Here is an 11,797-nt window from a genome sequence, read left to right as displayed (position 1 = left end):
CCGCTCTTAGGTTTTGAGTGGGCGATACTGGGTTTGAACCAGTGACCTCTTCCGTGTCAAGGAAGCGCGCTCCCACTGCGCCAATCGCCCCGAACCACCGCAAACCAGAACCAGGCTGGCGGTGAACGAGCGGACGACGGGATTCGAACCCGCGACCCTCACCTTGGCAAGGTGATGCGCTACCAGCTGCGCTACGTCCGCGTGCCACCGAACCGCGTCGGCGACGGACGTAACCCTACCCGACGGCAAGATCGCCGAGACCCGGGCCCCCGGCCACGTCGGATCACACAGCCCATCCGCAGCCGATAGCAGCCAACTCTCGCCACACCGGGCCGCCGTCTCCCTCCAGAAAGGGAACACCTCGCCGATCCGTTGCGGCAACTCGCGTGCGCCAGCGCTGGTCAGATAGTCACGGTTGCTGATGAACCGTCAGCCGGGCACCCCGACGGCCGGTACGTGCCGCCTGCTCGTCCAGCCGCAACAGGTTCCGGAGGGCTACGGCTCGCGGACATCCACACCGCCTACGGGCGGTCACCTGCACCGCCATGCGGCGCGAGGCGTCGCAGTTTTTGAGGGCCACACCCTGCGTGAACCAGCCCGGCGAACCGCACTGCCACCGGCTTGCGCGACGTCCCGCAGCCGCACTGCGCCTTCCACCAGCCCCACGGCCCAAGAACCGAAGAGAACTCAAAGGTGTCGGCTGTATCCAATATGGTGGGCGATACTGGGTTTGAACCAGTGACCTCTTCCGTGTCAAGGAAGCGCGCTCCCACTGCGCCAATCGCCCTCGGTCCTGCTGAGGTGGGGACGGGATTTGAACCCGCGTACACGGCTTTGCAGGCCGTTGCCTCGCCTCTCGGCCACCCCACCGGGTTGCCCCCGGTCGTGCGTGGCGGCATCTCCGAGCGGACGACGGGATTCGAACCCGCGACCCTCACCTTGGCAAGGTGATGCGCTACCAGCTGCGCTACGTCCGCACGCCCCCGGCTTCCCGGTGACGGATGAGAACTTTAGCCGAGCCGGCGAGCAGTTGCCAACTCGACCCCCCTCGGCGCGCCCCGCCGCACCTCAACCAGGGCCAGAACGCGCCCTGGACCGACCGAGCCGAACCGCCGAAGAGCCACGTGGTGCAGTACCGACGAGCCACGTGGTTCAGCGTCCGAGAGAACTGTCCTACTTCCGACTGCCGTAGGTCGAATTCACCCTGGGTGGTTACAGCTCGTACCCGTTCGAGTGCACTACGGTAACGGTCGTGACGAGACGTGCGGCCGAGGTCCGCCTGGATGCCCTGCTGCGCACCGCCTGTGACGTGATCGTGGAACGCGGATTGGCGAACACCCGCACCGCGGACGTGGCACAGGCGGCCGGGGTGAGTCAGGCACTGGTCTTCTACCACTTCGCCACCAAGGACCGGCTACTCGCCGAGGCGTTCGCGTACGCCGTCGAGCAGGATCTCACCCGGCTGGACGCGGTGATGCGCTCCAGCGCCCCGCCGCTGACCAAGCTCCGCCGGCTGGTGCGGCTCTACACACCCGCCGGCCGCCCCACCTCGTGGGCCATGTGGATCGACGGCTGGGCCGAGTCGCTGCGTACGCCGGAGTTGGAGAAGACCTCCCGACGGCTGGACCTGCGCTGGCGGCAGGACCTGGCGGCGGTGATCGCCGACGGGGTAGCCAACCACACCTTCGAGTGCGCCGACCCGGCCGGCGCCGCGTGGCGGATCAGCGCCGTGATGGACGGTCTCGCCGTCCAGCTCGCGGTGCACAGCCGGGTGATCTCCCGACGCCAGTTCACCGAGTGGGTACGCCTGGTGACCGCCCGGGAGCTGGGACTCGACCCGGCGCAGCTGGACTGAGCGCGGACCCGAGCCGGCCGAGCCACCGCGGCGAAGCACGTGCCCCGGCAGCACCAGACCGGGCCACCACCCCGGCGTAACGGCTGCGGGAGAATCGGCCGGTGTCCGAACTCGCCACCGCCTTCGTCCGACTGCACGCCCGGCTCACGCCGGTCGCCTTCGTCCCCGAGGTACGACTCCACCAGGCCGACGACGCGGTCGGGCTCTGGGAACTGACCGAGGGTGAGTTCCGCAGTGACCAACCGCCCCCCTTCTGGGCCTTCGCCTGGGCCGGCGGGCAGGCCCTCGCCCGATACGTCACCGACCACCCCGACCTGGTCGCCGGTCGGCGAGTTCTCGACCTGGCCGCCGGCTCGGGTCTGGTGGCCATCGCCGCGGCCCGCGCCGGCGCCACCGCCGTCCGCGCGGTCGAGGTCGACCCGCTGGCCGTCGCGGCCGTCGCCGTCAACGCCGAGGCCAACGGGGTACGCCTCGACGCCGAGCTGGCCGACATCCTCGACGGCGACGCGGGCGACGCCGAGGTCGTCCTCGCCGGCGACGTGTTCTACAGCGCGGCGATGGCGAGGCGCATGCTCCGCTTCCTGCTCACCGCCGCCCGCGCGGGGGCCACGGTGCTGGTCGGCGACCCCGACCGCGCGTTCCTGCCCCGCGACCGCTTCGACCCGGTGGCCAGCTACGAGGTGCCGGTGCCCGAGACGCTGGAAAGCGTACGCGTGAAGCGTGCCACGGTGTGGCGACTGCGAGCCAGGCTGCCCGGAACGGCCCGCTAGCGTGTCCGCCGTGCTGTTCCGGAGCTGGACGAAGACCGCCGGCACCCACTGGCCGGCCATCACCCGGGTGGCTGACCAGCAGGGCACCGAACACCTGGTGGTGACCCAGCACGCGCTGGTCCGGCAGGTGCTCACCGACCAGTTGACCTACCGCCCGGACAATGCCCTGGACGCCGTCACCCCGATCCCGGTGGCCGCCCTGCGGGTGCTCGCCGGACACCGTTTCCGCCTCCCCCCGACCCTGGCCAACAACGGCGGCGTGAGCCACCCGGCGATCCGCGCCCTCGTCGCCGACGCGCTGCATCCAGCGAAGGTCGCCGCCCAACGGCCCTGGCTGACCGGGCTGGTGGCCGAGCGGGTAGCCGCGATCCGCCGCACCCTCGACTCTGGTGGCTCCACCGACCTGCACGCCGAGCTCAATGCCGACCTGCCGCTGCTGGTGCTGGCCCGCCTGGTCGAACTCCCGGACGCCCCGGTCTCCGCGGTGAAGCAGTTCGCCCGCGCGGCGCTGGAGCTGTTCTGGGCCCCGCTGGACGCCGACCGCCAGCTGGCCCTGGCCGACGAGGTCGGCCGGTTCCACCAGGTGCTGCGGGAGTTCGCGGACACCGGCGGTGGGCTGGCCGCTGCCCTGCGGGCCACTGGGCACCCACCCGACGTGCTGGTCGGCGCACTGTTCTTCCTGCTGGTAGCCGGCCAGGAGACCACGTCGCAGTTCCTCACCCTGCTCCTGCACCGGCTGGCCGACGAACCGACGGTCCGCGCCGCGCTGCGAGCCGACAGCGTCTCGGTGGCCGATGTGGTCGAGGAGGGGCTGCGGCTGGAGCCGCCGATCGTCACCTGGCGGCGGGTCGCCGCCGTGGACAGCACACTGGGCGGGAGCACCGTGGCGGCGGGCACCAGTGTTCTGCTGTGGCTGGCCCGTGCCGGCCGTGACCCGGCCGTCGTGCCGGCGCCCGACGAGTTCCGGCCCGGCCAACGGGGGTCTCGTCGGCACCTTGCCTTCGGGGCGGGCGCCCACCGCTGCCTCGGCGACCAACTGGCCCGGATGGAGGCGGCGGTGGTGGTCGAGCAGGTCACCCCACTACTCGACGGGGTGACGGTGGTGCGTCCCCCGTGGTATCCGGACAACCTCACCTTCCGGATGCCGGACGCCTTCGTGGTCCGCCGCTGACCAGCCGGCTCAGCGGATCTCCTCGGCCCAGGCCCGCCAGTCGTCGAGCACCCCGTACAGCGCCGGGGTGAGCCACCCCGGCGCGGACCGCCGGAACACGCCCGGATCGATCGCCCCGGCCCCGGCCGGCAACGCGCCGAGCAGGTACGGCACCAGGTCGGTCAGGTTCGCCCAGTGGACCAGCTCCGGCTCGGCCGGCCAGGCGCCGAGCAGCACCCCCGCCGGCACCGCCCGGCGTTCCAACGCCTCCAGGGTGAGCGCGGTGTGGTTGAGGGTGCCCAGCCCGGCCCGCGCCACCACCACGGCCGGACAGCCGAGGGAGACCGCGAGATCGGCCATCGTCCACGGCTCACCCGAGGGGCGCAGGCCCATCGGCACGAGCAGCCCGCCGGCCCCCTCGACCAGGACCAGGTCGTGCTTGTCGACCTCCTCGCGGACGGCGTCAACCGCCGTGTACAGCTCCAGTGGCGGCAACTCGGCGACCCGGGCCGCTGGCAGCGGGGCCAGCGGATCCGGGAAGCTCGCCAGCGTCCGCCCGGTGAGCGGCGCGGCGAGTCGGGTGACTTCGTCGATGTCGACCGGGTCGCCGGTGGCCGTACCGGTCTGGCCCGGCTTGACCACCGCGACCCGCAGCCCGGCGGCCTGTGCCGCCGCCGTGACCGCCGCGGTCGCCACGGTCTTGCCGACCCCGGTGTCGGTGCCGGTCACCAGCACTGGCCCCCGCCACGGCGTCCCACTCACGGCGCGCACTCCACGACGACCTCCAGGGCCCGCTCGAAGTCCGCCCGTGGAACACCGACGTTGACGGTCAGCCGGAGCCGGGAACGACTGTCCGGGGTGGAGGGGGGACGGAAGCAGCCGACCGCGACGCCCCGGTCTCGGCAGTCGGTGGCCCAGGCGGTGGCCGCCTCGGGGCCGGGTGCGGTCACCGACACGACCGCGCCCTTCGGCGCCGACCCGGTCAGCCCGGCGGCGCGCAATCGCCGGACCGCGAACGCGACCCGATCGCCCAACTCCGCCCGCAGCTGCTCGCCCCTCCAGGCGAGCCCCATGGCGGCCCGGACCCCGGCCACCACCGCGGGCGGCGGGGCGGTGTCGAAGATGAACGTCCGCCCGGTCTCGACCAGGTGCCGCACGAACTCCGCCGGAGCGGCGACCACTCCGCCGGCCCCTCCCAGCGCCTTGGAGAGGGTCGCGGTGACAATCACGTCCGGTTCACCGGCCAGATCGGCCGCGGTCGCTCCCCCGGCACCACCGGGCCCGACCACGCCGAGCCCGTGGGCGTCGTCAACCAGCAGCAACGCGTCGTGCGCCCGGGCGACCGCGTGCAGCTCAGCGAGGGGGGCAAGATCCCCGTCAACCGAGAACACCGACTCGGTGACCACCACCGCCGGGCGGCCCGGCGTGGCGGCGAGCGCGGCCCGCACCGCGTCCACGTCGGCGTGCGGGGTCACCACGGTCTCCGCACCGGAGATCCGGCACCCGTCGATCAGCGATGCGTGGTTGTGCGCGTCGGAGACCAGGAGCGTCCGCGGCCGCACCAGGCCCCGGACCGCGCCGACGTTGGCCAGGTAGCCGGAGGAGAAGAGCAGGGCGCGTTCGGCCCCGAGCCAGCCGGCCAGATCCTCCTCGAGGGCGTGGTGCGGTGCGGTCGAGCCACGCACCAGCCGGGACCCGGTGGCGCCCAGCCCGTACTCGTCGAGCGCCGCGGTGGCCGCCGCGGTCACCACGGGATGCCGCGACAGGCCGAGGTAGTCGTTGCCGGCCAGATCAACAATGTCGTCGGCGGCGGCGCGAGGGCGGAGGGTGCGGGTCAGCCCCGCCTTGGCGCGCAGCTCGGCTCGACGGTCCAGTGCCGCAAGCCAGTCCGACACCGCCGCTCCTTCCCCGGCTCCCGCTCGCCGGGCGCCTCCGCCGGGGCGAACGTACCACCTGGCCCGACGCCGCTTCGGCGTGCCGCGCGGCACCCCGGCGCGCCGCGCGCCGGTCCCGCTGGTGGTTGGCGCGGGCCGCCCCGGGCGACTCTTCCTGACGCGGCGGCCTTGTAGGGTACGGCCATGCCAGAGATCCTCGACCAGGCCCGCACCCAGGTACTGGAGAACGGCGTCGGCCTCGACGAGGCCGGCGTCCTCGCCGTGCTGAACCTTCCCGACGAGCACCTGCCCGCCGCTCTCCAGCTCGCGCACGAGGTACGGATGCGCTGGTGTGGGCCGGAGGTCGAGGTCGAGGGAATCGTCTCGCTGAAGACCGGCGGCTGCCCGGAGGACTGTCACTTCTGCTCGCAGTCCGGCCTGTTCACCTCACCGGTACGCGCGGTGTGGCTGGACATTCCGTCGCTGGTGGAGGCCGCGAAGCAGACCGCGAAGACCGGCGCGACCGAGTTCTGCATCGTGGCCGCCGTGCGCGGCCCGGACGACCGGCTGATGCGGCAGCTGCGGGAGGGTGTCGCCGCGATCCAGGCGGAGGTCGACATCCAGGTGGCGGCTTCGGTCGGCATGCTCACCCAGGAGCAGGTTGACGAGCTGGTCGAGATGGGCGTACACCGCTACAACCACAATCTGGAGACCTGCCGCTCGTACTTCCCGAACGTTGTCACCACCCACTCCTGGGAAGAGCGCTGGGAGACGCTGCGGATGGTCCGCGAGTCCGGCATGGAGGTGTGCTGCGGTGGCATCCTCGGCCTCGGGGAGAGCGTGGAGCAGCGCGCCGAGTTCGCCGCTCAGCTCGCCGAGCTGGACCCGCACGAGGTTCCGCTGAACTTCCTCAATCCCCGACCCGGCACACCGCTCGGTGACCGTTCGGTGGTCGAGGGGAAGGACGCGCTGCGCGCTATCGCCGCGTTCCGGCTCGCCATGCCCCGCACGATCCTCCGGTACGCCGGTGGCCGTGAGCTCACGCTCGGCGACCTGGGTACCCGTAGCGGCCTACTCGGCGGCATCAACGCGGTGATCGTCGGCAACTACCTGACCACGCTGGGCCGTCCGGCCACGACGGACCTGGAGCTTCTCGAGGACCTGAAGATGCCGGTCAAGGCGCTCTCCGCGACGCTGTGAGCCTGGCTGGGATGAGCAGCGACACGACGGGGCCGGCCCCGCTGGGCGAGTCGACGAGGGTCGGCGACCCGGCGGAGGCCGGGGCCTACTGGTGCGACCGGTGCGGCACCTCGGTCGACGAGGGGGACCACACCGCCTGCCGGGCAGCCCGGCAACTGGAGCCACCCCGCTACTGCGGGCACTGCCGGCGACGGATGAAAGTGCAGGTGCTGCCGGTCGGCTGGGCGGCGGCCTGCGTCGAGCACGGCGAGACACGGGCCTAGCCGGCACCACGCACGGTCAGCAGCGGCCCGCGCAGGGTGTCCATCAGGTCGGCGAGACGGTCGGTGGTGCCGCTCTGACCGAAGGCCACCCGGAGATTCCTCACAGCATTGACGATCTTCGATCGCATGTGGACGTTCGGCCAGCTCAGAACGGTGCCAGGGCTACTCCACAAACGCTGAATAAGCGGGCCGAGGCCAGCGCCTGTCCTGACATACGAACGTACTGTTGCCGCCCCCGCTCGCGGCGGGCGACAGTACGCCACACCAGCGGTGCCATCGACGCCGCCGCTCCCCGGACAACCCTGAGGAGATCGCGATGGCTCTACGACTCGCCGACGGGACCGCCTGGTCCGAGGTCCTCGACCGCGCGGTGGCCGCCGCCCCCGAAGCCTTTTCCGCCCCGACCGACGGCAGCCGAACGCTGCACAACCTGATCGAGGGCGACTGGCGAGCGGTCGGCGCACCAGCCAGCGTACACACCCCGGTCGACAACACCATCCTGGTCCGCCTCCCCCGGCTGGACGCGACGACCGCCCGCGCCGCGGTCACACACGCCGCCGCCGCCCACCGGGGCTGGGCCGCCACCCCCCTCGCCGAACGGAAGGCACGGGTTGTCGACGCCCTGGACGCCCTGACCGCCCACCGCGACCTCCTCGCCCTCCTCCTCGTCTGGGAGATCGGCAAGCCGTGGCGGCTCGCCCGCGCCGACGTCGACCGGGCGCTCGACGGCGTCCGGTGGTATGTCGACGAGATCGACCGGATGCTCGCCGACGGCCGGGAACCACTTCCCGGGCCGGTGAGCAACATCGCCTCGTGGAACTACCCGATGAGCGTCCTGGTCCACGCCGAGTTGGTGCAGCTCCTCGCCGGAAACGCCGTGATCGCCAAGACCCCGTCGCAGGGGGGCGCGGTCTGCCTCACTGTCGCGCACGCGTTGATGCGTCGTGCCGGCCTGCCCGCCACGCTGATCTCCGGCAGCGGTGAGGAGCTCTCCGAGGTGCTGGTCCGCGCCCCGGAGATCGGCGCGGTGGCGTTCGTCGGTGGGCGCTCCAACGGCGGGAAGGTGGCGGCAGCGCTGTTGGACACCGACAAGCGGCACTTCATCGAGCAGGAAGGGCTCAACGCCTGGGGGATCTGGAACTTCTCCCGGTGGGATCAGCTCGCCGGGCACCTGAGAAAGGGCTTCGAGTACGGCAAGCAACGCTGCACCGCCTACCCGCGCTTCGTCGTACAACGGAACCTGGTCGACCAGTTCCTCGACATGTACCTGCCGGTGGTGCGATCCGTCCGACTCGGACATCCGCTCGCGGTCGGCGACGGATGGTCCGCCGGTGATCCCCTCCCCGAGTTGGACTTCGGCCCCCTGATCAGCTCCGCCAAGGCCGACGAGCTGCGCCGCAAGGTCGACGAGGCGGTCCGGGGCGGTGCGGTCCCGCTGCACCGGGGCCGGCTCGACGGGGCGCCGTTCCTCGACGGGCAGGACACCTCCGCCTACGTGGCACCGTCCGTGCTGCTCGCCCCGCCCGGTCGATCCCGGCTGATGCACGCCGAGCCGTTCGGGCCGGTCGACACGATCGTGGTGGTGGACACCACCGACGAGCTCCTCGCCGCGATGAACGCCTCCAACGGCTCGCTGGTCGCCTCACTCGCCTGCGACGACGAGGAAGAGGCGGCGAAGCTCGCCGTGGACGTACAGGCGTTCAAGGTCGGCATCAACAAGCCCCGCTCCCGGGGCGACCGTCAGGAGCCGTTCGGTGGGCGGGGCGCCTCCTGGAAGGGGGCCTTCGTCGGCGGCGACCTGCTGGTCCAGGCGGTCACCGTCGGCGGTACCGACGATCGCCTCTACGGCAACTTCCCGGACTGGACGGCGCTACCGCCGAACGTCTGACGCGACGGGCCGGTGCGGCGGGGCTGAGGCTGCCGGCGCCCACGCGCACTGACGGGCGGCGGATGGCCCACACGGTGCCATCCGCCGCCCGGACGACATCAGGTGGTGCCCAACTCCACCAGCCAAGCGTCATGATCCGTGTATTTCACCGGCAACGAGGCGCTGCCTTCGACACTCAGGTCGTTCGAGAAGACGACATGCTGTCGATTGCCGTCCCCCCTTTCGGGTGTGGCCGCTGGGAACGCCTCGCTGCACATCACTCGACGAGCCCTCGTACCTCATGTTGAGGTCGCCGGTGACCACAGTTGGCCCCGAAGATCCGCAGTTCGCCTTGAAGTCGGGAACCTTCTCCACCAGCTCGAGACACTGTTCGTATCCGGCACGTCCCACCCGGAGGGGAGCTGCCACCGGACGCCGGTGACCTCTGCGCGCGCCCTCCAGCAAAGGGCTGCCAGCTACGGCGCGGTTCGAAGCACGACACCCTGACCGAGGACGCCAAGATCTCCACAGCACCAACGAGCCGTACCCCAGCCAGGGACAAAACGGATAAATCTCGCGAAGCAACGCGACGGGGACGATCGGTCATATATCAAGATTGGAGGTCGTTTCGGAATCGCACGGAGTCGAAGGAGAAACATGAATCGCCATCGTCTCCAGGGGTTGAGGGCAGGCCCGTTGGCGGGTCGCAAACGGTGGGTGGCCATCGGCGTCATTTCACCGCTCACGTTCGCGCTCGTCGGTCTGGCCGCCCCCGCGTTCGGCCACGTCTGGGGCGGCGGCACAAGCACGACCATGACCGCCTACCCAGACGAAGAGTGGGGCTGGGGCCAGGGAGACTGGGACCAGGGACACTGGGACCACGGAGACTGGGACCACGGAGACTGGGACCGCCGACACTGGGACGACAAGTGTGGACACACATGTCCGTCCGGGCCACCCGGCCCTTCAGGACCGCCGGGACCCTCAGGACCACCCGGACCCTCAGGACCACCCGGACCCACCGGATCAACCGGCCCCTCAGGACCACCCGGACCCACAGGACCACCCGGACCCACAGGACCACCCGGACCCACAGGACCACCCGGCCCCTCAGGACCACCCGGACCCTCAGGACCACCCGGACCCACCGGATCACCCGGACCCACCGGACCACCCGGACCCACCGGACCACCCGGACCCACAGGACCACCCGGACCATGCGCTGACATCGACAGCCTCGCCCCCTCGGCCTCCGAAGAGTTCAGTGCGGTGGTCTCGGACGGCGTCACGTACGCCGGTCGCAGAAGGCTCACGCCGGCACCTCCGGGCCCCTACACCTGGACCGACCTGAGCGGCAACGCCAACTACCCGGGAGAGTCCGTCTGCGGGGTAGCCATCTCGGCTGCCGGCAATGATGCCTGGGTAAAGGTGCTAACCACCGGTGGCGAGGTGTGGGAAACCGAGTGCGCTACACAGGGGCAGAACTTCACCTGCAACAACCCGTGGGTGCAGCTGACCACGCCGTCCTGAACCGAACGAGTCCAGCGAAAGAGCATGGCGGAGGTTTGTGAGTGAGTGAGTCAGGCGGCGCGCAATCGGCAATAGGAGCCGCGCTGTCGGCGGGAGTTAGGGCTTCGGTGTGGCGGTTGACTTCCCCGGTCACCCGCCACACCGATCGCCACGGCAAACGGCGGGACGCGGAGCCTCAGCCCTCGCTCTTACTGGCCCGAGACACCTCGTAGACCGGCTTTGCCCGCCGGCCCAGCAGCACACCGAGCCACGGCCACCGAGTCTCCAGAGCCCGGGCGAGGGCATAGTAGACGGCGACGACTGCGGCGACCGTCCCGGCGGTCAGCGCGGCGGAGGAGTCGGCATCGAGGACGATCCCGGCTTCGGAGGCAAGCCAGGCCAGCACGGCACCGACGGCGACCGGAACGGCAGTGCGGATGATAGAGATCAGGAAGTCGTTAAACATCGGAGTGCCTCCTCGGGGGTGAGGTGGTGCTCCATTAATAGTACGAGGCAAAATGTTCGGGTGCGCTATTCACATTCATCGCCATTTGCGTGTGGTGGCATTCGCGTCCCGGGCACAGTTGTCACTGCCACCGTTTGCCCTTCGCCGACAAAAGATCAGATCTCCCGCGGCCCGAAACTGACGATCACCGCGTTGGGGCGGAGAGGCCCAGCGGGTGTCCCGCCCCGATCCGGGGAAGTGCCGCGGTCAACGGCACCGTCAGGGTGACCAGCGAACCATCCCGGTTCACCGCCGACGGCCGAGCCAACCGGCCGACGGTCCGCATCATCGGTCTGTTCTCCGCCTGAATGTGCAGATCCAATGCGGCGTAGCCACGCTGCTCCGCCTGCCACACGAGCCGACGTAGCAACGCCGATCCGAGCCCGCGCCGCTGCCAGTCGTCGCGTACCAGCAACGCCGCCTCAGCCGTGTCTCCCTCACCGAGCAGATTGGCCATCGCCACCACCGGCGCGGCTAGCGGACTGAACCCGGTCGGGTTGGCCAGCAGGGTGACTCCCCGGGCCGGCTCCAACAGTCGGCGCAACCGGGCCGGGGCGAACCGGGCGGATCCACCGTGGTAGCGGCGGTTGCGGCTCCGCGCCGAACACCGCTCGTGCAGGTCGGCCACGCCAGGCAGGTCATCGCCGGTCGCCGACCGTACGCCCAGCTCGGTGCCGTCCGGCAGGCGCAGGGCGACCGGATCGGCGCACCCCCGAGCCGCCGGGCGGATGGCCCGCTCCTCAACAAGGGTCTGTCGTCCCCACCGCGTCATGTTCACTCCCTTCGCCGATACGACCTTCCCTG

At 71.0% G+C, this 11,797-nt stretch carries 11 protein-coding genes and 5 tRNA genes; 7 read left to right on the top strand and 9 right to left on the bottom strand.

Annotated features, from left to right (window positions below; all coding sequences use genetic code 11):
* Positions 1-18: 18 nt before the first annotated feature.
* The 5 genes from STROP_RS07945 to STROP_RS07925 all read right to left on the bottom strand — a co-directional run bounded on the left by STROP_RS07945 (position 19) and on the right by STROP_RS07925 (position 977).
* A tRNA-Val gene (locus STROP_RS07945) sits at positions 19-90 on the bottom strand.
* 38 nt (positions 91-128) lie between these two features.
* Positions 129-201: transfer RNA gene (locus STROP_RS07940), tRNA-Gly, on the bottom strand.
* A gap of 511 nt (positions 202-712) precedes the next feature.
* Positions 713-787: transfer RNA gene (locus tag STROP_RS07935), tRNA-Val, on the bottom strand.
* 12 nt (positions 788-799) lie between these two features.
* Positions 800-870 (bottom strand) — tRNA-Cys (locus STROP_RS07930).
* A gap of 34 nt (positions 871-904) precedes the next feature.
* Positions 905-977: transfer RNA gene (locus STROP_RS07925), tRNA-Gly, on the bottom strand.
* 275 nt (positions 978-1,252) lie between these two features.
* On the opposite strand from STROP_RS07925, the gene STROP_RS07920 reads away from it, so the two are divergent.
* The 3 genes from STROP_RS07920 (at position 1,253) to STROP_RS07910 (ending at position 3,796) form a co-directional block, all read left to right on the top strand.
* Positions 1,253-1,855: a TetR/AcrR family transcriptional regulator gene (locus STROP_RS07920; RefSeq protein ID WP_011905472.1), complete on the top strand. Its 603-nt coding sequence runs from the start codon at positions 1,253-1,255 to the stop codon at positions 1,853-1,855.
* Between the two features lie 101 nt (positions 1,856-1,956).
* A complete protein-coding gene (locus tag STROP_RS07915) occupies positions 1,957-2,625 on the top strand; it encodes a class I SAM-dependent methyltransferase (RefSeq protein WP_011905471.1) in 669 nt (222 codons plus the stop codon).
* A gap of 1 nt (position 2,626) precedes the next feature.
* Positions 2,627-3,796 (top strand): cytochrome P450, encoded by a 1,170-nt coding sequence (locus STROP_RS07910; RefSeq protein ID WP_011905470.1) that lies wholly within the window; start codon positions 2,627-2,629, stop codon positions 3,794-3,796.
* A 9-nt stretch (positions 3,797-3,805) separates the two neighbouring features.
* Here the strand turns inward: STROP_RS07910 and bioD are convergent, their stop codons facing one another.
* Both bioD and STROP_RS07900 read right to left on the bottom strand, forming a co-directional pair.
* Complete coding sequence (bioD, locus tag STROP_RS07905; RefSeq protein ID WP_011905469.1) at positions 3,806-4,546, bottom strand: dethiobiotin synthase; 741 nt, start codon at positions 4,544-4,546, stop codon at positions 3,806-3,808.
* The gene (locus STROP_RS07900; RefSeq protein WP_011905468.1) at positions 4,534-5,670 is read right to left on the bottom strand and encodes an 8-amino-7-oxononanoate synthase; all 1,137 of its coding nucleotides are present in this window, start codon (positions 5,668-5,670) and stop codon (positions 4,534-4,536) included. The genes bioD and STROP_RS07900 overlap by 13 nt, the downstream gene beginning before the upstream one ends.
* 183 nt (positions 5,671-5,853) lie before the next feature.
* On the opposite strand from STROP_RS07900, the gene bioB reads away from it, so the two are divergent.
* From bioB to STROP_RS26140, 4 genes are all read left to right on the top strand, one after another.
* On the top strand, positions 5,854-6,849 hold the full coding sequence (bioB, locus tag STROP_RS07895; protein ID WP_011905467.1) for a biotin synthase BioB: 996 nt from the start codon (positions 5,854-5,856) through the stop codon (positions 6,847-6,849).
* Between the two features lie 11 nt (positions 6,850-6,860).
* Positions 6,861-7,112 carry a biotin synthase auxiliary protein BsaP gene (gene bsaP / locus STROP_RS07890; protein ID WP_028680638.1) on the top strand — a complete coding sequence of 84 codons (252 nt, stop codon included), beginning with the start codon at positions 6,861-6,863 and terminating at the stop codon, positions 7,110-7,112.
* Between the two features lie 316 nt (positions 7,113-7,428).
* Positions 7,429-9,000, top strand: a complete 1,572-nt coding sequence (locus STROP_RS07885; RefSeq protein WP_011905465.1) for an aldehyde dehydrogenase family protein — start codon at positions 7,429-7,431, stop codon at positions 8,998-9,000.
* A 636-nt stretch (positions 9,001-9,636) separates the two neighbouring features.
* Positions 9,637-10,509 carry a hypothetical protein gene (locus STROP_RS26140; RefSeq protein WP_011905464.1) on the top strand — a complete coding sequence of 291 codons (873 nt, stop codon included), beginning with the start codon at positions 9,637-9,639 and terminating at the stop codon, positions 10,507-10,509.
* Between the two features lie 175 nt (positions 10,510-10,684).
* On the opposite strand, the gene STROP_RS07870 is transcribed toward STROP_RS26140, so the two are convergent.
* On the bottom strand, positions 10,685-10,954 hold the full coding sequence (locus STROP_RS07870) for a hypothetical protein (RefSeq protein WP_011905463.1): 270 nt from the start codon (positions 10,952-10,954) through the stop codon (positions 10,685-10,687).
* Positions 10,955-11,138: 184 nt separating this feature from the next.
* Positions 11,139-11,765, bottom strand: coding sequence for a GNAT family N-acetyltransferase (locus STROP_RS07865; RefSeq protein ID WP_011905462.1), 627 nt, complete (start codon positions 11,763-11,765; stop codon positions 11,139-11,141).
* Between the last annotated feature and the right edge of the window lie 32 nt (positions 11,766-11,797).

It is taken from the genome of Salinispora tropica CNB-440 (genome assembly GCF_000016425.1).
GTDB lineage: Bacteria > Actinomycetota > Actinomycetes > Mycobacteriales > Micromonosporaceae > Micromonospora > Micromonospora tropica.
Note: the sequence above shows the minus strand (reverse complement) of the source record. Positions and strands in the feature narration are given on the sequence as shown.